Origin of the sequence: Hyphomonas adhaerens MHS-3 (assembly GCF_000685235.1) — a bacterium.
GTDB lineage: Bacteria > Pseudomonadota > Alphaproteobacteria > Caulobacterales > Hyphomonadaceae > Hyphomonas > Hyphomonas adhaerens.
In genome coordinates this window covers 210,043-228,231 of the sequence record NZ_ARYH01000001.1, presented here as the reverse complement: position 1 = coordinate 228,231, position 18,189 = coordinate 210,043, and the positions used below count along the sequence as shown (strand labels likewise).

General features: G+C 58.0%; 16 protein-coding genes and 1 tRNA gene. 11 read left to right on the top strand and 6 right to left on the bottom strand.

The window, feature by feature from the left end:
• Positions 1 to 65 precede the first annotated feature (65 nt).
• Complete coding sequence (locus HAD_RS01020; RefSeq protein ID WP_162177456.1) at positions 66 to 1,010, top strand: diguanylate cyclase; 945 nt, start codon at positions 66 to 68, stop codon at positions 1,008 to 1,010.
• Positions 1,011 to 1,012: 2 nt separating this feature from the next.
• On the opposite strand, the gene HAD_RS01015 is transcribed toward HAD_RS01020, so the two are convergent.
• Complete coding sequence (locus HAD_RS01015) at positions 1,013 to 2,662, bottom strand: NAD+ synthase (RefSeq protein ID WP_035571376.1); 1,650 nt, start codon at positions 2,660 to 2,662, stop codon at positions 1,013 to 1,015.
• A gap of 215 nt (positions 2,663 to 2,877) precedes the next feature.
• On the opposite strand from HAD_RS01015, the gene HAD_RS01010 reads away from it, so the two are divergent.
• From HAD_RS01010 to HAD_RS17690, 3 genes are all read left to right on the top strand, one after another.
• On the top strand, positions 2,878 to 4,758 hold the full coding sequence (locus HAD_RS01010; RefSeq protein ID WP_035568780.1) for a DUF6119 family protein: 1,881 nt from the start codon (positions 2,878 to 2,880) through the stop codon (positions 4,756 to 4,758).
• A 191-nt stretch (positions 4,759 to 4,949) separates the two neighbouring features.
• The gene (locus HAD_RS01005; protein WP_035568777.1) at positions 4,950 to 5,195 is read left to right on the top strand and encodes a YrhK family protein; all 246 of its coding nucleotides are present in this window, start codon (positions 4,950 to 4,952) and stop codon (positions 5,193 to 5,195) included.
• Between the two features lie 166 nt (positions 5,196 to 5,361).
• Complete coding sequence (locus HAD_RS17690) at positions 5,362 to 5,979, top strand: DUF1036 domain-containing protein (protein WP_051595820.1); 618 nt, start codon at positions 5,362 to 5,364, stop codon at positions 5,977 to 5,979.
• A gap of 97 nt (positions 5,980 to 6,076) precedes the next feature.
• Here HAD_RS17690 and HAD_RS00995 read toward each other — a convergent pair whose 3' ends face one another.
• Positions 6,077 to 6,499 (bottom strand): hypothetical protein, encoded by a 423-nt coding sequence (locus HAD_RS00995; protein WP_051595819.1) that lies wholly within the window; start codon positions 6,497 to 6,499, stop codon positions 6,077 to 6,079.
• 125 nt (positions 6,500 to 6,624) lie between these two features.
• On the bottom strand, positions 6,625 to 8,628 hold the full coding sequence (gene parE, locus HAD_RS00990; protein ID WP_035568774.1) for a DNA topoisomerase IV subunit B: 2,004 nt from the start codon (positions 8,626 to 8,628) through the stop codon (positions 6,625 to 6,627).
• A gap of 53 nt (positions 8,629 to 8,681) precedes the next feature.
• Between parE and HAD_RS00985 the strand changes: the two genes are divergently transcribed.
• From HAD_RS00985 to HAD_RS00975, 3 genes are all read left to right on the top strand, one after another.
• Entirely contained in the window at positions 8,682 to 9,983 is a 1,302-nt protein-coding gene (locus HAD_RS00985; protein WP_035568771.1) for an NADH:flavin oxidoreductase/NADH oxidase family protein, read from the top strand.
• Between the two features lie 166 nt (positions 9,984 to 10,149).
• Positions 10,150 to 12,564, top strand: a complete 2,415-nt coding sequence (gene lon, locus HAD_RS00980) for an endopeptidase La (protein ID WP_035568768.1) — start codon at positions 10,150 to 10,152, stop codon at positions 12,562 to 12,564.
• A gap of 88 nt (positions 12,565 to 12,652) precedes the next feature.
• A tRNA-Val gene (locus HAD_RS00975) sits at positions 12,653 to 12,728 on the top strand.
• Positions 12,729 to 12,907: 179 nt separating this feature from the next.
• Here HAD_RS00975 and HAD_RS00970 read toward each other — a convergent pair.
• From HAD_RS00970 to HAD_RS00960, 3 genes are all read right to left on the bottom strand, one after another.
• A complete protein-coding gene (locus HAD_RS00970) occupies positions 12,908 to 13,615 on the bottom strand; it encodes a DUF3299 domain-containing protein (protein WP_051595818.1) in 708 nt (235 codons plus the stop codon).
• A 41-nt stretch (positions 13,616 to 13,656) separates the two neighbouring features.
• Positions 13,657 to 14,229: a DUF2796 domain-containing protein gene (locus tag HAD_RS00965; RefSeq protein ID WP_035568766.1), complete on the bottom strand. Its 573-nt coding sequence runs from the start codon at positions 14,227 to 14,229 to the stop codon at positions 13,657 to 13,659.
• Between the two features lie 89 nt (positions 14,230 to 14,318).
• Positions 14,319 to 14,825, bottom strand: a complete 507-nt coding sequence (locus HAD_RS00960; protein ID WP_162177455.1) for a Fur family transcriptional regulator — start codon at positions 14,823 to 14,825, stop codon at positions 14,319 to 14,321.
• Positions 14,826 to 14,926: 101 nt separating this feature from the next.
• On the opposite strand from HAD_RS00960, the gene HAD_RS00955 reads away from it, so the two are divergent.
• The 4 genes from HAD_RS00955 to HAD_RS00940 are packed head-to-tail and all read left to right on the top strand — an operon-like array spanning position 14,927 to position 17,924.
• Positions 14,927 to 15,322 (top strand): MerC domain-containing protein, encoded by a 396-nt coding sequence (locus HAD_RS00955; RefSeq protein ID WP_035568763.1) that lies wholly within the window; start codon positions 14,927 to 14,929, stop codon positions 15,320 to 15,322.
• Between the two features lie 56 nt (positions 15,323 to 15,378).
• Positions 15,379 to 16,584 carry a zinc metallochaperone GTPase ZigA gene (gene zigA, locus HAD_RS00950; protein WP_035568761.1) on the top strand — a complete coding sequence of 402 codons (1,206 nt, stop codon included), beginning with the start codon at positions 15,379 to 15,381 and terminating at the stop codon, positions 16,582 to 16,584.
• A complete protein-coding gene (locus tag HAD_RS17685) occupies positions 16,584 to 17,195 on the top strand; it encodes a DUF1826 domain-containing protein (RefSeq protein WP_162177454.1) in 612 nt (203 codons plus the stop codon). The genes zigA and HAD_RS17685 overlap by 1 nt, the downstream gene beginning before the upstream one ends.
• 33 nt (positions 17,196 to 17,228) lie before the next feature.
• Positions 17,229 to 17,924: a class I SAM-dependent methyltransferase gene (locus HAD_RS00940; RefSeq protein ID WP_035568759.1), complete on the top strand. Its 696-nt coding sequence runs from the start codon at positions 17,229 to 17,231 to the stop codon at positions 17,922 to 17,924.
• The last annotated feature ends 265 nt before the right edge of the window (positions 17,925 to 18,189 follow it).

Genomic DNA, 18,189 nt, shown 5'->3' with positions numbered 1-18,189 from the left:
TATTTCTGATTATTCTCCCGTAAACCATATTTTTTAGCACCTGCTTGAAAATATGGGATCGAATGATGGCCGAACAGAACAGCAATCCTGAGACCGGTGATTTTGTACATGTATCGCCCGGGGAAATCCGGAATGCGATTTCCGTGCTTGAGCAGGCGCTGTTCAATCACGTTCACTGGACAAATGCGTTGAATACGACGCTGATTTGCGGCCTGCATCCGGATGAACGGGACCTCGAACCGGAGGCGCACCGGAAGTGCCGGTTTGGCCAATGGTACTACAGCGCCGATACGCGGGCGGTTCAGAGCAATCCGAACTTCCGGGAGCTTGAAAAGCTCCACTGCGAATTACACGAATCTGCCGCTCACCTTCTGGTGCTGTCACAGTCGCATCAACCCATTCCGATGACGGACTATGAAAAGTTTACCAATGAGCTGAAGGAGATGCGTCTCCTGATCGATACGCTGAAGCGGGAATTGGAAGACGAGATCTATAATGTCGATCCCCTGACCGGTGCGAGCAGCCGCATCGGCATGCTGACAAAGCTCCGGGAGCAGCACGAACTGGTTCGGCGCAAGCTGGAAAGCTGCGTGATCGTTATGATGGATATCGACCGGTTCAAAATGGTCAACGACAAGTATGGCCATCTGGTCGGTGACAGGGCGCTGGCAGAGTTTTCCCACCACGTGCTGCGGCACACGCGCCCGTTCGACCGGCTGTTCCGGTATGGCGGAGAGGAATTCCTGCTGTGTGTCCCGCATACCGACCTCGCATCGGCGCACGCACTGATCGAGCGTATCCGGTCTGAACTGGCCGACAAGGCAATCGATGTCGACGGCTTTCCGCCTTTCTCGATCACGGCGTCCTTCGGTATGAGCCTGCTGGACCCCGATACCGGCGTGGCCGAATGTATCGAACGGGCGGACCAGGCGACCTATGCGGCCAAGCAGCGGGGCCGGAACATGACCGTTATCTGGGATCCGTCCATGGAACGCCGCATGGCGTCCTGAAATCAGTCGTCCCGGAACCTGTTCGTGATGGGATAGCGCCGGTCGCGGCCGAAATTCTTGCCGCCGACCTTGGCGCCCGGCGGGGCCTGGCGGCGCTTGTATTCGGCGACATAGAGGAGATGCTCGATCCGGCGCACGGTGCTCGCATCATGCCCGCGGGCGAGAATCTCGTCCACGTCTTCCTCTCCTTCCACCAGGCCGCGCAGAATATCGTCCAGCACGTCATAGGGGGGAAGGGAGTCCTGGTCCTTCTGGTCTTCGCGCAGCTCGGCACTTGGCGGCTTGGTAATGATCCGCATCGGGATCACTTCGCCGCCGGGCCCCAGCGCGCCCTTCGGCAGGGCCGTGTTGCGCCAGCGGGCCAGCTCGAACACTTCGGTCTTCCAGAAATCCTTCAGCGCATTATAGCCGCCGCACATGTCGCCATAGAGCGTCGCATAGCCGACCGCCATCTCGGATTTGTTGCCCGTGGTCACCACCATGTGCCCGAACTTGTTCGACAGCGCCATCAGCGTCACCGCGCGCAGGCGGGACTGGATGTTCTCTTCCGTCGTGTCAGGCGTCGTGCCCTCGAACTGCTCGGCCAGCATCTCGTCCAGCGCGTCGACGCCGGGGCGGATATTGATCGTGTCATATTTCGCGCCCAGCGCTTCGGCGCACCGCTTTGCGTCTTCCAGACTGTCAGAGGACGTATATTTCGATGGCAGCATCACGCACCACACGCGGTCGGCGCCCAGGGCGTCCACGGCGATGGCCGCGGTCAGCGCGCTGTCGATGCCGCCGCTCATGCCCAGCACGACGCCGGGGAAGCGGTTCTTGTTGACGTAATCGCCGAGCGCCATCACCGCCGCGCGGTATTCGGCCTCCCAGCCGCTGGTCAGCTCTGCCTTCGCATCGCTGGAAAATTGGTGCGTCTCGCCGTCGAACGTGACCAGCGCCGTGCCGGTGACGAAATCGCCGAGCAGCTGGTGCTCCGTCCCGTCGAAATCGACGGCATAGCTCGCCCCGTCAAAGACCAGTTCGTCCTGCCCGCCCACCTGGTTCACGAACAGGTAGGGCACGCCCGTCTTGGTCCAGGCGGAGAAGCTGGTGTGGCGCTCCACCTGCACGGTGCGCCGCCACGGGCTGCCATTCGGCACGATCAGCATTTCCGCCCCGGCCTCGGCCAGCGCCGACGGCACGCGCGGATGCCAGATGTCCTCACAGATCGCGATGCCGACCTGAATGCCGTTCAGCTCGAACACGGGCAGGGGGCCTTCGCCCGGATCGAAGATGCGCTTCTCGTCGAACACGCCATAATTCGGCAGCTCGCGCTTGTCATAGCGCCCGGCGACCTTGCCATGCTGCAGCAGCACGGCGGAATTGTGCCGCTTGCCGCCGTCCAGCCAGGGGCTGCCGATGATTACGGCGGGGCCGCCTGAGGTCTCCACCGCCAGCTCCTGCACCGCCCGCATGGACAGGTCCACCGCGGCCGGTTTCAGCACCAGATCCTCGGCCGGATAGCCAAGAATGAACAGTTCGGAGAGGACAAGCAGGTCAACGCCCTTGTCCGCCGCCTCGGCATAGGCCTCACGCGCCAGCGTCAGATTCCCATTGATATCGCCCACCACGGGATTGAGCTGCGCGACCAGGATGTTCAGATTTTTGCTCATGGAGAGCATTTAGGGGGGAATGACGGGGGAGGCAATCTACTGCGCAGGTGAATGAGAATTAGATTTTCATGACTTAGGAGTCAAAAGGCCTCCCTTATGAAATTGCCAAGTATAACGAAAATCCCGAAAGCAATTCCATTTTAATGGGTGGTAGCAATTGCCGGAGATGGTGCTATTTTAGGGGGAAATTTGGTCGGCGAAGGGGGGGGGCTGAGTTGTCAAAGGAAAAAGAAAAGTCCAGGTCTTACTCAATTTACTTGCTTAAAGATGGGGTCGAGCCATCCGCTGCATTGGAAGATGGGCACGATCTGGAAAAAGTTGAAGATGCTGAACATCTGCCCGCCGATGCCATACTGTACGTGATGGATTCTGCTCCTAAAGAACCATGGTGGAAGAAGCACTTCGGAATTAAAAAGGAGATCAAACAAGTAACAAAGGGGGCCATAGCGTTTTTCCCTGCCAAAGGACGTTGGTTCGCACTGACTTTTGGCAATGTATATCATCAGCTAGATGATTATGCGTATGAGTATGATTTTGGGTTAAAGGTTACCCTAAATAGTCTTGACCCCAATGAGTTGAAAAGCGCTGATAGCGTTCAGCCTGGAGAGGCAAAGCGCAGAAGAACCCAAGTTCCAAATTCGACTGACCTCACTTATCTAGATTTTGATGGCAACAGCGAAATCATCAGGGCTCTCACAGGAAAAGTGCGTGAAGAATTCAGGGAGCTGTTCAAGAATGCGACAGGTGCGGCAAGCTTGAAAGTGAGCATGAGTCTGTCGCTCACCGAAATGTCAGACACCTGCTCAAGATTGGTCGATCTCTATAATGATAAATCGTATAAAGAATTATTTCCAAATATCCAGAACATTTCTCCCATTAAAGATCCGGCGCAAAGAGACAAGCTCACAGACAAGTTGATGGATGCGTTCAGGTCCAAAAGCCCGGATATTAGTTTAACTATTCCAGATGTGGTTGATTACAGGGATAGGACTTGTTGCGTTTTTCGCGCCCAAGAAGGCGAAAGCGATGTTTATCCAGATATATCAATTGATGAATTCTATCAGTTCATCGAGGAGCTTTTTTCTTTAGAGGACTGTGATGTTGACCTCCTTCGTAAGGTCAAAATGGTTTTGACAGACGCAGATGGGGTCGGTTGGAAAAGCTACAATTGCTTTAGGTGCCTAATTTTCGAATTCCATGACAATGCAGAAAATGCATTATTTCATTTTTGCGATGGGCAATGGTTCAGAGTGGAGGATAGCTTCCTAAAACAGCTTACGGACTATATCGATGAGAGGTGTGAGGGGTACGATATATGCGCCTATAATCACGATAAGGAGGAAGATGGGAAGCTGGTCTACAGCGAAGGGTCATATAATAAGGGGGTTGAGGCGCTTAATTCGGACTTTATTTGCTTAGACTTAAAGGACATAAGCCCTCCGGGAGAATCCCAGGTCGAGCCGTGTGATTTGTATACGACAAAAGAAGATGCGGATCGAAAATCTGGACGATTGGGGGAGTTGGTGCACGTAAAAATTTCAACTCGCTCGGCGTCCCTGAGTCACCTGTTCAATCAGGGTGCAAACTCTATGCACCTGATTAAACGCGAGTCTGCATCAAAAGAAAAATTCCGATCACTCGTTGAGTCTAAGTTGGGCGATCGAGATCCTGACGTCTTTCTTGCCCCAATAGATGACTTGGACTTTAAAGTAATATTTGGAGTAATCACTCACAAAGACCCTGACGAAAAATCCAAAAATTTACCGCTGTTTTCAAAGATAAGTTTGATGCGGTGTATGCAAGATTTGTTCGTAATGGATATTCCTTCAGGCCTTGTTTTTATACCTGATCAAAGTCCCAAGAAAGAAGGTCATCCTAAGTATGAAACGATTGAGGTGGAAGTTTGCGCGGACGCTGAGGGAAACAAAAGAATATGCTTGGTCGAAAATGGTGCAGTAAATCAGGATCGAACGGTGAGCCACTGCTGCGCCGAAGTTCGTGAAAGTAATGATGGTGATCGGTTTAAGGTCTCAGCTCGAAAGCAAGATAATGGCAATTATCGTTCGCATCACACTTGGCCATTCGAGAAGCTTTAGTGCCTCATGAACAGGTTTCTAATATCGCGAATACTGTGGAAGCGAACAAAGCTGGAACGCTAGCAAATCGTTTGCCCATCGCACTGGTCCGGCGAAATAGACAATCCCTCTCACGAACCGGCCCACCAGTTTACAGCCCCGCCCAAAAACGGCACCCAGTGCCTCACCACAGACACGGGGAAAGGGCCACCATGACCGAAGGAATGCGTTTTACGACGCCGCGCCACAAGGAGGTCTATGTGGCCTATGGCACGGCCTATGACTGTGTCGATGCGCTGGCCGCGATCATGTTCATTATCGGCTCGGTCCTGTTCTTCAAGACGGCGACGGTGACGGCGGGGACGTGGCTGTTCCTGATCGGCTCGGTCTTTTTCGCGGTCCGCCCGGTCGTGCATGTCGTGCGCGACGTGCACATGAAACGGCTGCCGAAGGAATAGGGAAGCGCCTGCCAGCTCAGCCCCCGGTGCGTCCTCTGACTCCCAAATTTTTCAGATTTTTCTGCCTGTTCCCGAAAAAGGCATTCCGGTCCGACCCTCTAATCTGGGGAAGGACAAGGCCAGGGAGGCTGGTCTTGCCTGAACCAGGCAGGATGGGAGAAGCGGGATGCTGTACGGAAAGAAAGCCAACCGGAGGAAAATTGCAAAAGCGGCCATGGCGGCGGTGACGCTGCTCTCGCTGCCCAGCCTGGTTGCGATGCCGGCTATGGCCGACCTCAAAGTCTGCAACAATTCGCCGAAAAAAGTGTCGGTCGCGGTCGGCTACTGGAAGAATTCGAGCTGGCACACGGCCGGATGGTACAATGCGGCCCCCCACACCTGCGTCGTGCCGGTCGGCGGCAGCCTGACGAGTGACAACTATTACGTTTACGCCGAGGGCTACAGTGACAAGTCCCTCGTCTGGAGTGGCGACACAAGCATGTGTGTCGATCCGGTCAACGTTTTTGACATCAAGGGGTACAAAGGGTGTTCAAGTGCGGGTTTCAAGACCCGGAAATATTTCAAGGTCTCGACCGGCAGCTACACGAACTACACCTATAACCTGAACTATACGGCGTCTCCGTCCAAGGCGGATTCCGATGCGGCGGTCGGTGCGGCTGTCATCCTCGGCACGCTGGCGGTGCTCGGTTGGGCGGCGAACGAAAACCAGAAGTCGGAAGAAAACGCTTGCATGCGCCGCTGCACCCGCTCCCGCCAGCGTTGCGTCGAACTCTGCACGCAGTAGGGCGGGGCGATCTATCCCCTCGGGCTGGCTATAGAGGGTCCATAGACGGTCTGTAGACGGTGTTCGTGAGGGTCCGGCAGGGCCGCTATCCAACAAATCAGGCCCGTTTGCGGAGCAGGCCGAGCAGCATCAGCGCGGTGGCGAAAATCATCGCGACGGAGAGCACGAGCAGAAGGATCGCGACCGTATTTTCCTGAAACGGCGAGCCGGTATGGCCGGCGCCGGAAATCGGCATCAGCGCGCTTGCGCCCCAGGCGGCGGCGAGGAAAACGGTCGCCCAGTTGGCGGTCGTGCCGAACAGGAACAGGCCGAACGCGGTCTTCTTCAGGGCCGGGCCAAGGTGGACCCGGTCCCAGATCGCGCCGATGGCGATCAGGAACGTGCCGTTCATCAGGCCTTCCAGATGCGACGACAGCCCCATCCGCGGATTGGCGAGCAGCGGCCCGACAAAGCCTGTGACGAGGCCCAGCAGGAACAGGCCCGCCCCGAAGATGAGCAGCCAGTCTTTTTGCGAGTACATTGTTTTTCCTCCCCTTATTTTTAGGGGAGTGTTTGTGCGGAAGGGCCGCAAGTCAAGAAATTGCAAGGGCGGACAGCCCTGAGCCTGGTTCATGTGAGGCGCGCAGCGCCGATACGGAACCTGCTTTAAATGTCCAGGTCCTCAACGAACGCCGCGTTTTCCTGGATGAAGCGGAAGCGCAGCTCGGCCTTCTTGCCCATCAGCGTGTTGATGAGTTCGGAAGGCTTCATCTCGGTCAGCTCGTCCATGGAATCCGGCAGCGTCACGCGGGCGAGCGTGCGGGTGGCCGGGTTCATGGTCGTTTCCTTCAGCTGCGCCGGGTTCATCTCGCCGAGACCTTTGAAGCGGGTCATGTCGACTTTCTGGTTCGGCTTGAAATGTTCCTTCATCTTCGCGGCGCGGTCCTGCTCGTCCATGGCGTAGACGATCGTGCCCTTGTTCGAGAGCTTGAACAGCGGCGGAAGGGCCAGGAAAAGCCGTCCGGATTCAATGAGTCCCGGCGTCATCCGGTAGAAGAAGGTAATCAGCAGGCTGGCAATGTGGGCGCCGTCCACGTCGGCGTCGGTCATGATGATGATGCGCTCATAGCGCAAATCGTCGATGGAGAATTTCCGGCCCAGCTGCGTTCCCAGCGCGAGGGCGAGATCGTTGATCTCCTGATTGTTCATCATCTTGTCGAGCGAGGCGCTCTCGACGTTCAGGATCTTGCCGCGCAGGGGCAGGATGGCCTGGGTTTTCCGGTCGCGCGCCTGCTTGGCGCTGCCGCCAGCAGAGTCGCCCTCGACGAGGAAGAGTTCGGTACTCTCCGGGCCTTTTTCCGAACAGTCCGCCAGCTTGCCCGGCAGGCGCAGCTTCTTGGTGGCGGATTTGCGGTTGATTTCTTTCTGTTTTCTGCGGCGCGCGCGCTCATCGGCGCGGTCGACGGCCCAGGTCAGCAGCTTGTCGGACTCCTTCGGGCTGCCGGCCAGCCAGTGGTCGAACCGGTCGCGCACGGCGTTCTCGACCAGGCGGAATGCGGCCGTGGTCGACAGCTTGTCTTTCGTCTGGCCCACGAATTCCGGGCCGCGGATGAAGACCGACAGCAGCAGGCCCGAATGGCCCATGATGTCGTCCGCCGTGATGTCGCTGGCCTTCTTGTTGCCGGTCAGCTCGCCGAAATTGCGCAGGCCCTTGGTGATGGCCGCGCGGAAGCCCGCCTCGTGCGTGCCGCCTTCGGGCGTCGGGATGGTGTTACAGTAGGAGCGGGCAAAGCCGTCGCTCTCGCCGAAGCCGGCCTGTGTCCAGGCGATGGCCCATTCGACCTTGCCTTCGGCGCCGAGATCCACAAGGCCGGTGAAGGGCATTTCGGTGATCGTCGCCTTGCCGCCGAACACTTCGGCCAGCTGGTCGGCCAGGCCGTTGGGATAGGAGAGCACCGCCTCGGCCGGGATCTTGGAGTCTTCCGGCAGCAGGGACGGGTCGCAGTTCCAGCGCACTTCGACGCCGCGATAGAGATAGGCTTTCGAGCGCGCCATCTGGAACAGGCGGGCCGGGCGCCAGCGCATCTTGTCGCCGAAGATCTGATGGTCCGGCTTGAACTTCACCGTCGTGCCGCGCCGGTTGGGCGCCGCACCGACCTTTTCGAGCTTGCCGTCCACGAGGCCCCGCGAGAAGCACTGGCGGTAGAGCCGCTTGTCACGCGCGACCTCGACTTCCACGCGTTCCGACAGGGCGTTGACCACCGAGATGCCCACGCCGTGCAGGCCGCCGGCGGTCGCATAGGCCTTGTCCGAAAACTTCCCGCCCGAGTGCAGCGTGGTCATGATGACTTCCAGCGCTGATTTCTTTGGGAATTTCGGGTGCGGGTCGACCGGAATACCGCGGCCATTGTCGGAGACGCTCAGATAGCCGTCGGCGTCGAGTTGAATCTCGATCCGGTTGGCATGACCGGCGACGGCTTCGTCCATCGCATTGTCCAGAACCTCGGCAAAGAGGTGGTGATAGGCGCGCTCGTCCGTGCCGCCGATATACATGCCGGGGCGCTTGCGGACAGGCTCGAGGCCTTCAAGGACTTCAATGTCCTTTGCGGAGTAACCAGAGGTATCGGAGCTCATTTGGTCGAACAGCTTTGCTTGCTTGGCGGCGGCCATTTATGGTCTCCCTTAGGGACGGCGCAGGATCGTGTCGATACGGGGAAGCATCAATGACTGCCACGATTAACACAGCATTAACCCTGGCCAGCGGGCTGACATTTCCCAACCGTCTTGTGAAAGCGGCCATGACAGAGGGATTGGCTGATTCGCGCAACCGGGTCACTGAGGCGCATGTCAGGCTCTACCGGCGCTGGGCGGAAGGCGGGCTGGGCGGCCTCATCACCGGCAATGTCCAGATCGACCGCAACCACTTGGAACAAGTGGGTAATGTGGTCATCGGGCCGAAGATTTCGACCGAGGAACTGGACGGGTTTGCCCGCTGGGCCGAAGCGGCGAAAAGCCAGGGCGCGGCGCTGGTCATGCAGGTCAGCCATGCCGGTCGGCAGACACCGAAACTTGTGAATCCCCGGCCGGCTGCGCCGAGCCCTGTGGCCCTTGGCCTGCCGGGCGGGCAGTTCGGATCGCCGCGGGCGATGACGCCGGAGGAGATCCAGGCCGTGATCGAAGGCTTCGGCCGGGCGGCGAAAGTGGCGAAGCAGACCGGGTTTGACGGCATTCAGGTCCATGCCGCCCATGGTTACCTCCTGTCGTCCTTCCTGTCCCCGCTGGCCAACCAGCGCGAGGATGATTGGGGCGGTCCGCTCGAAAACCGGGCGAGATTGCTGGTGGCCTGCGTCAAAGAAGCAAAAGCGGCGGCGGGCCCCGGCTTTTCTGTGTCGGTGAAGCTGAACTCGGCCGATTTCCAGAAAGGCGGCTTTAGTTTTGAGGACTGTCTCGCTGTGATCGACATTCTCGATACGCTGAACGTTGATTTTGTAGAGATTTCCGGCGGCAATTACGAACAGCCCAAGATGATGGACCAGGAAGGCCTGCAGCCGGCCTTTGATCAGCCGGTCGCCGAGTCGACCCGCGCACGGGAGGCTTATTTCCTCAAATACGCCCGCGCCGTTCAGGACCGGGCAAAAATGCCGCTGATGGTGACGGGCGGCTTCCGCACCGTGGCGGCGATGAACGACGCGCTCGCGGCGGGAGAAGCCGATCTGGTCGGCCTCGGCCGGCCGCTTTGCGTCGATACCGGCGCGCCGGCGCGGCTGCTGGACGGCACACAGGCCGCGCTCGACCAGTGGGAACAGAAACTGCGCATCGGGCCCGGCCTTCTGGGGCCGCATTCCCCGATCAAAATCGTCAAGGCGCTTAACGGTTTCGGCGCCATGGGCTGGTATTATGAACAGCTGAAACGGCTTGGCGCGGGAGGGGAGCCTGATGAGAAACTTGGTGTCCTGTCTGCCTTTCTGGCCAATCAGAAGTCAGAAAAGGCTGCCGCAAAGGCATGGCGGTCCTCAGCGCCCTGATTGCAGGCAGGTGCAGGCGAAATCACAATTTTGTTGCGCAGGGGCCGGGTTGAAGCGGGCTGGCCCACTCTCCACATCTGGTACATCGCCCGACTCCCGCCATCATGTGCGGGTAGGGTCACATGGTTGCCGCAAGGCGGGACCATAATACGAAGGAGGCAGTTACATGCCAAAGACCAAGAACCTTCCGGTGTTGCCGCTTCGGGACATCGTCGTGTTCCCAGACATGGTCGCCCCGCTCTTCGTGGGCCGCGACAAGTCGGTACGCGCCCTCGAAATGATCGAGGAAGCGGAAAATGAAATCATGCTGGTGGCCCAGCTCGACGCCGCGATCGACGATCCCGGCTCCGATGACGTGCACGGAACCGGCACGATCGCCACCATCCTACAGCTGCTGAAGCTGCCCGACGGCACGGTCAAAGTGCTGGTCGAAGGCAAGACGCGCGCGCGTGTGAATGAACTGATCGACCGCGGCGACTATTTTGAAGCTGAAGTCGAGACGCTGGACGAACCCGAAACGGATACTTCCGACGTCGAAGCCCTCATGCGGGCCGTGCAGGAGCAGTTCGAGAATTATGTGAAGCTGAATCGCAAGATCCCGCCGGAATCCGTCGGTACGATCTCTGCGATGACCGATCCCGGCCGCCTGGCCGACTCGGTTGCGTCGAACCTCTCGGTGAAGCTCTCCGACAAGCAGGAATTGCTCGAACTCACGGACGTGAAAGACCGCCTTGAAAAGGTCTTTGCGCTCATGGAGAGCGAGATGGGCATGCTGCAGATGGAGCGGAAAATCAAAAACCGCGTCAAGCGGCAGATGGAGAAGACCCAGCGCGAGTATTATCTCAACGAGCAGATGAAGGCGATCCAGCGCGAGCTGGGTGAGCAGGGCGAAGGCGGCGAGCGCGATGAGCTGGCCGAGCTGGAAGCCCGCATCAAGGACACGCCGCTGTCTGAAGAGGCCCGTACCAAGGCCGACGCAGAGATGAAGAAGCTGCGGCAGATGTCGCCGATGTCGGCGGAATCGACCGTCGTGCGGAACTATCTCGACTGGCTGCTGGCCCTGCCATGGGGCACGCGCAAGGACATCGAGACAGACCTGCTCAAGGCCGAGAAACAGCTCGACGACGACCATTATGGTCTCGAAAAGGTGAAAGAGCGGATCCTCGAATATCTCGCCGTGCAGAAACGCACCGGCAAGATGAAGGGGCCGATCCTCTGCCTCGTCGGGCCTCCGGGTGTGGGTAAGACCTCGCTTGGCCGGTCCATCGCCGAAGCCACGGGACGCGACTTCGTGCGCGTGTCGCTGGGCGGCGTGCGGGACGAGAGCGAGATCCGCGGCCACCGCCGGACCTATATCGGCTCGATGCCGGGACGCATCATCCAGTCGCTGAAGAAGGTGAAGTCGGGCAACCCGCTGTTCCTTCTGGACGAGATCGATAAGATGGGCATGGACCATCGCGGCGATCCGGCCTCGGCCCTGCTGGAAGTGCTCGATCCGGAGCAGAACTCGACGTTCAACGACCATTACCTGGAGGTCGACTATGATCTTTCAGACGTGATGTTCGTGACGACGGCGAACTCGCTCAACATGCCCCAGCCCTTGCTGGACCGCATGGAGATCATCCGGATCGCCGGGTACACGGAAGACGAGAAGCTGGAGATCACCAAGCGCCACCTGATCCCTCAGGTGCGTGAGGATCACGGCCTCGGAGAGGACGAGTTTGTCGTCACCGACCAGGCCATCCGCGACCTCATCCGGTACTACTCCCGCGAAGCCGGGGTGCGTAGCCTCAAGCGCGAGATTGCGCGCCTTGCCCGCAAGGCGGTGCGCAAGCTGGCCGAACAGGGCGACGACGCCTCGCTGACCGTGACGCCGGAGAACCTCGGTGACTTCGCAGGCGTGCGGAAGTTCCGCTATGGCCTGGCCGACGAGACCGATCAGGTGGGCGCCGTTACCGGCCTTGCCTGGACCGAGACGGGCGGCGACCTCCTCACCATCGAGGCGGTCAAGATGCCCGGCCGCGGGGCCATGAAGGTCACCGGCAATCTGCGCGATGTGATGAAGGAATCGATCCAGGCGGCGAGCTCGCTCGTGCGGTCCCGGTCGGTGATGCTCGGCATCAAGCCGACGGTCTTCAACACGACGGATATCCACGTGCACGTGCCGGATGGCGCCACACCGAAGGACGGTCCGTCCGCCGGTGTCGCCATGACCACCGCCATCGTTTCGCTGCTGACCGGGAACCCGGTCGACCGCGAAGTCGCGATGACCGGTGAGATCTCGCTGCGCGGCAAGGTGTTGCCGATCGGCGGCCTCAAGGAGAAGCTGCTCGCAGCCCTCCGTGGCGGCATCAAGACGGTCCTCATTCCGGAGGAGAACGAGAAGGATCTCGACGAGATTCCGGACAATGTGAAGACAGGCATGAAGGTTGTGCCGGTCTCTGACATCAACGAGGTGCTGGAGATTGCGCTGACCCGGCCGCTGACACCGATCGAATGGTCGGAAGCCGACGAGGCGGCGCTGCATGCCTCTCTGTCGGGGCAGGGCGGCGGTTCAAGCGACCAGCCACGCACGCACTAGGACCTGAACCAAAAAACACAGGCGGCCGCTTCATCTGGAGCGGCCGTCTTGCTTTTTGTCCCGAGGCCCGGCATGTACGCCACCGGATGGGCGGTTAGCTCAGTTGGTAGAGCATCTCGTTTACACCGAGAGGGTCAGCGGTTCGAGCCCGTTACCGCCCACCATCCTTTCCAACAGGTTGTGACGTTTTCGCTGTACTTTCGAGCTGTCAGGCGGTCCGCAGGTGCTGTGATTTTGAAACCTTGTTTCGCCTGGCTGCTGGTTTGAAGGCCCTCTGCAAGGGCGGTTCAATGAGACCAGGATAGGCGAAGCTTCCCGACCCGCTTGCGGCCATTTTCGGTGATCAGCGATACTCATAAGACTCGAGTTTGGACAGGGATACCGCATAGGCGGCATCTCCGGGTTCGCTATGGGTCACTTCGGTCGTGAGTGTGCCCTCGAGCCAGTAGGGCGACCAGATGTCCCCGAGCCGGATCGCAGGATCTGCACGAACGAAGATGATCTGGTTTGGTGGCGGCGGAGGTGTGTGGATGCAGGCGCCCATATAGGGGACGAAAAGAAACTCGCCCTGACGCCGACTTTCATTGAAGTCAAACGGTACGACATAGCCCGGGATACGGATCAGCTGGCCGTCAAGGTCGTCGACAACATCGAATGTTCCCAGTTGAGGCATGTAGTCGAACGCGGATCCTTCCTGAATTTCATCGAAAGTCTGGGCCTCGGCGAGCGAGGTTGCGCTCGCGGCGTAGCGTTGCTCCAGCATTCTGAAAAATTCGGCTTCCTGCCGCGCCAGTTCTTCCTCGGCGCCTTCTGGCATCAGGTCTTCCCATTTGAGTGGGATTGCCTCGCCAGGCTCCAGGCCCCATGCGGCTGAAGCTTGTTGAGGTTCCGTTTTGTCTTGTTCCGCGCTGACGCTGTTTGTTCCTTCGTCGGCAGCAGCGTTAAAGTCCACTGTCACGGCGTTCTCCGGCAATGGCGGCGGTTGCCGATCAATGGTTGCATCGGGCGGCGACTGACTGTTTTGCGGCGGGTTGCAGCCAGCCATGGCCATCAAGAGAAGTGCCAGAGCCCCGGCTTTCTGGAATTTATGCCTCATGAACCGGACAGCGACAGCGTCTCCCGCTTCGGCGTAAGCTCGGCGGCGGATTGCTGGCCACCTGCAAGCGTTACGACATTCACTTTCTGAAGGTTCTTGAAGTGATCGAAGAGGCCCACTCTGACAGATGAGAGCTTTGAGGGCTTTTTGCAGGTGAATTCGTAGTCTGCTTCCAGATCCCGATGACTGTGATGATGTTCGCCATCCGTTTCCGGCTTGTCTTCATCCGTATCGTGACGGCCTTCTGTTGATGACAAGTTATGGTGGGAGGACGTCAGAACGCATTCTGCTGCAGAATTAAACTGGAAGAGCTGTGTGCCATCTTCGAGAAGAGATTTAGCCGTTTGCAGGACTTCCCGCTGTTCTTCTGTTTCGGGTGCATGTTCGAAGCCCGTGATATTGTACATCGCACTCATCAGGGATGCTGATAGGTGCTTTCCATCAATGACAATTGCCATATTGGCTTCGCCATGGACGTGCGCATCGAGAGACTGCGCGCTGGCAGATGCGGGCAGGAGAATGCTCGCAGTACTCAGAATGCACGTTCCGATAAGATTAAATGACTTCATTGGCGGCTCCTGGAATGTCGGGGAAGGAAGCAGGTGCAGGTTTCAGGCGATGGGGCGCTCGCCCGGTTCTGAAGGAGGCGGCAATCTGATTATTCATCCGTAAGCCGATGGTGTTCTATGCAGCGTCCGGAAACTTCGATTGTCGGATTGACGGTCTGAAACCCGTTTGCTTCGAAGACAGACAGCAACTCATGGCTTTCTGGGCCGAGCGTAATCTGCTCCGTCGTCCCGCATTCCTGACATATGACAAATGCAAGAGGTGTGTCCTGAGGGCCGGATTTTAACGCGACATATTTCGAGACGGATCTGATCTTCCGGATCAGCCCCAGACCCTCAAGCCATTCCAGGGCGCGATAAGCGGTGGTCGGTTTCGTGCATCCGATTCCATCAAGACGACCGGCAATATCGTAGGCGCCCAGCGGTTCGTCTGCTTCGAGCAGAATGGCATACACGTATCGGCGAATTGAGGTGAAGGTCACGCCTTCCTGTTCCGCACGCCGTTCCGCAGCAAGAATCGTGGCTTCCGTCGAAGAGGAGGAAGGGGCGTCCTGCCGATTTTCGATCATGGTTGAAACAGCCTCTTGTAAAGCGCTCATGGGACATATATCAGAATGTAATAACATAACGCAAGTCGAGGTAATGTAATGAATGCTCCGCAACGATTTTTGCCCGCAGTAGAGCAGTGGGGGAGCGCCTGATGGCGGTTCGGTCTTCCCGGGCAGCGGTCATAGATTTCTCCGCGATAACGCTATCTGGGCTGTGCGTTGTGCACTGCCTCGCCTTGCCGCTCTTTGCAGCTTTTCTTCCCCTGGCCGGGGCGTGGTCTGAAGCTGAGTGGGTCCACAAGCTATTTGTCGCCTTGGCATTGCCCCTGTCGGGGTTTGCCATTGTCAGGCGATTATCGGCACCAGATTGGAAAGTTTTTGTCGGGTTGGCTGTTGCCGGTTTGAGCTTGCTGTTTGCCGCGGCGTTCGTTGAAGCGCTGCACGAACTGGAAACACCACTCACTGTGACCGGGGCCCTGATGCTTGCGGTGGCGCACATATGGCGATGGGTTCGTCACAGGCATGGCGGGTCCAGACGCGACTTCTAAGCCCCAGAGGCGGGCGAAGCGTTTTCTACGACGATATCTCAAGCAGGAGGGTGCAAGTGTCCCAGACACTTCCGGTAACAGTTCTTTCCGGTTTTCTCGGCGCCGGTAAGACGACGCTTTTAAATCATGTGCTTGCCAATCGCGAGGGGCGGCGGGTCGCGGTCATCGTAAACGATATGAGCGAAGTAAACATCGACGCCGCGCTTGTGCGCGATGGAGGAGCTAACCTTTCCCGTACGGATGAAGCGCTCGTTGAGATGAGCAATGGTTGTATCTGCTGCACTTTGAGAGACGATCTTCTGAAAGAGGTCACGCGTCTCGCTGCGGAAGGACGCTTCGATTATCTGCTGATCGAGTCCACCGGGATTTCCGAACCACTGCCGGTGGCGGCGACCTTTGACTTCCGGGATGAGCGAGGCTTTTCTCTCGGGGACGTTGCGAAGATCGACACGATGGTGACCGTTGTAGACGCTGCGCATCTTTTGAAAGACTACAGCAGTTCGGACTTTCTTGTGGATCGTGGCGAGAGCCTCGGCGATGACGACGACCGCCAGCTGGTCCAGCTTCTGGTCGACCAGATCGAGTTTGCTGACGTCATTATTCTGAACAAAACAGATATCATCTCGCCGGATGACCTCGACACGGTGAGGAAGCTGGTACGATCCCTCAATCCCGATGCCGATATCGTGGAGTCTGCATTTGGAAATGTTCCGCTCGACAAGGTTATGGGCACCGGACGATTTGATTTTGAAAAGGCGCATGATCATCCGCTGTGGGCGAAGGAACTGTACGGTTTTGAGGACCACGTTCCTGAAACGGTAGAGTATGGCATCGAAAGCTTCGTCTATCGCGGGCGACAGCCTTTCGATCCGGAAAAACTGTTTGAGTTTTTCAATGAGCCCTGGCCGAACGTCGTCCGGGCAAAGGGCTTCTTCTGGCTGGCCACCCGGCCGGATTGGCTTGGCGAAGTCAGCCAGGCTGGCGCTTTGGTCCGGCATAGCGGGGTAGGGACCTGGTGGTCGGGCGTCCCACAAGAACAATGGCCGGATCGTTCAGGTCTTGAGGACTATCTCTCTTCCGTCTGGGATCCGGTCTATGGTGATCGCCGGCAGGAAATTGTGTTCATCGGTATCGACATGGATCCTGTGTCGATTACCGCCCGGTTGGATGCATGCCTGACCGACGCCCATCTGGACCGCAGCGGGACAATCACCGCGCGTGAAGATTTGAGTGACCCGTTTCCGAAATGGAGAAGGCAATAATGGCTGCGTCGTCGGTCATGTCGCAGATCCGGGCTGTTGGCGCCTGCGATAGTTTTGGTTCGCTCATCGAATTGGGTTTCCGTGAAGCGGTGGAACTGGCTCTTTGGGAGCGAAGAGTCGGTTCTGAGACAAGGGATGCGTTTCGCGATCTGGATTATTCCGGATTTGTTGATTTCCGGGTCGATGGCGACGAAGCCGGTATTTTAACAACGGCTGAGGCGTTCCTTGCGGGGCGGAATTGGTCTCCCCTGGTCGTGGAGCGCATCATGATGGACATACGGGCCATTCTTTGTGCCAGTTCCGGTCATGCGGCGGAGTACACTTTACGTCTGGAATATGTCACCGACGACGCCTGTCGAAAGTTCCACAAGGACAAGACGGATATTCGTCTGATCACGACTTATCTCGGCCGCGGAACCCAATGGTTCGACGAGCAACAGGGGAATGGCGAGCCGGCGATCCAGGAAATGTCCACGTTTGAAGTGGGTATGTTTCTGGGGAAGCGCTGCGGGAAGGCAGGACATGTCTTTCACCGCTCGCCGCCAATCGAGGGCACCGGAAGCGCCCGTTTCGTGATGGTGTTCGATATTGAACGCCCTGGAATATGTTGACCGGAACAGTCGTTCCGGAAGGAGACACAACACATGCAAGCCGATGAAAACCCATTCCTGAAATCCTTCAAGGATCCCGCGGCGATCTCGAACTATCAATCCGGTCCGCCGCGCTTCACGCCTGGTTTTGCTGACCTGCATAGAATGGTGACGATCCTTCTGGCCGAGCGGGTCCCGGATGATGGCCGAATTCTGGTGCTTGGGGCGGGCGGAGGTCTGGAGCTTCGTGCGATGGCGGAAAGCCAACCTGATTGGACATTTGTTGGTGTCGACCCGGCGCTTCCAATGCTCGAGCTCGCCAGGGACACTCTAGGCGACGCCGCTGCGCGTGTGGACTTCATCGAAGGGTACATAGATGCAGCGCCAGAGGAGGTTTTCGACGGGGCGGTATGTCTGCTGACTTTGCATTTTCTCGACCGGCAGGAGCGCTTGAGAACGATCAAGGAAATCCACAAGCGCCTCAAGCCCGGCGCACCGTTCGTCGCAGCCCATTCCAGTTTTCCTCAGGCACCTGACGTACGAGACAAATGGCTTTCCCGATATGAAGCGTTCGCGGTCGCGTCTGGCGTTGATCCTGAAATGGCAGGCCAGGCACGCGACGCCGTATCCCGGAGTGTCGAGCTCCTGACCCCAGAACAGGACGAACAAATCCTGAAGTCTGCGGGCTTCTCGAATGTCGAGCAATTCTACAGAGCTTTCACCTGGTGTGGCTGGGTTGCCTCTGCATAGTCCGTGTCAAGAATAAAAATTCTTGCTGGTCTTTTTTCAGATCCTGTTCTGCGCTCGTGTTTGGCAGCGCCACCGAGTCTTTGAGTGCGTATCCCCTCGTTGAGCAAAATATGTGCAGAAATACACCAGAAACAGTAACAGTATAATATAACATTGACTCGGTCGTTCAGCGTCCTAAGAGGCATCCACGAGTGTTGGTCGCCTGGAGGAGCGGGGGTTTGTTGAAGTACGTATTTCGCGGGAAACAGCAGCTCTTCGTCAGCGG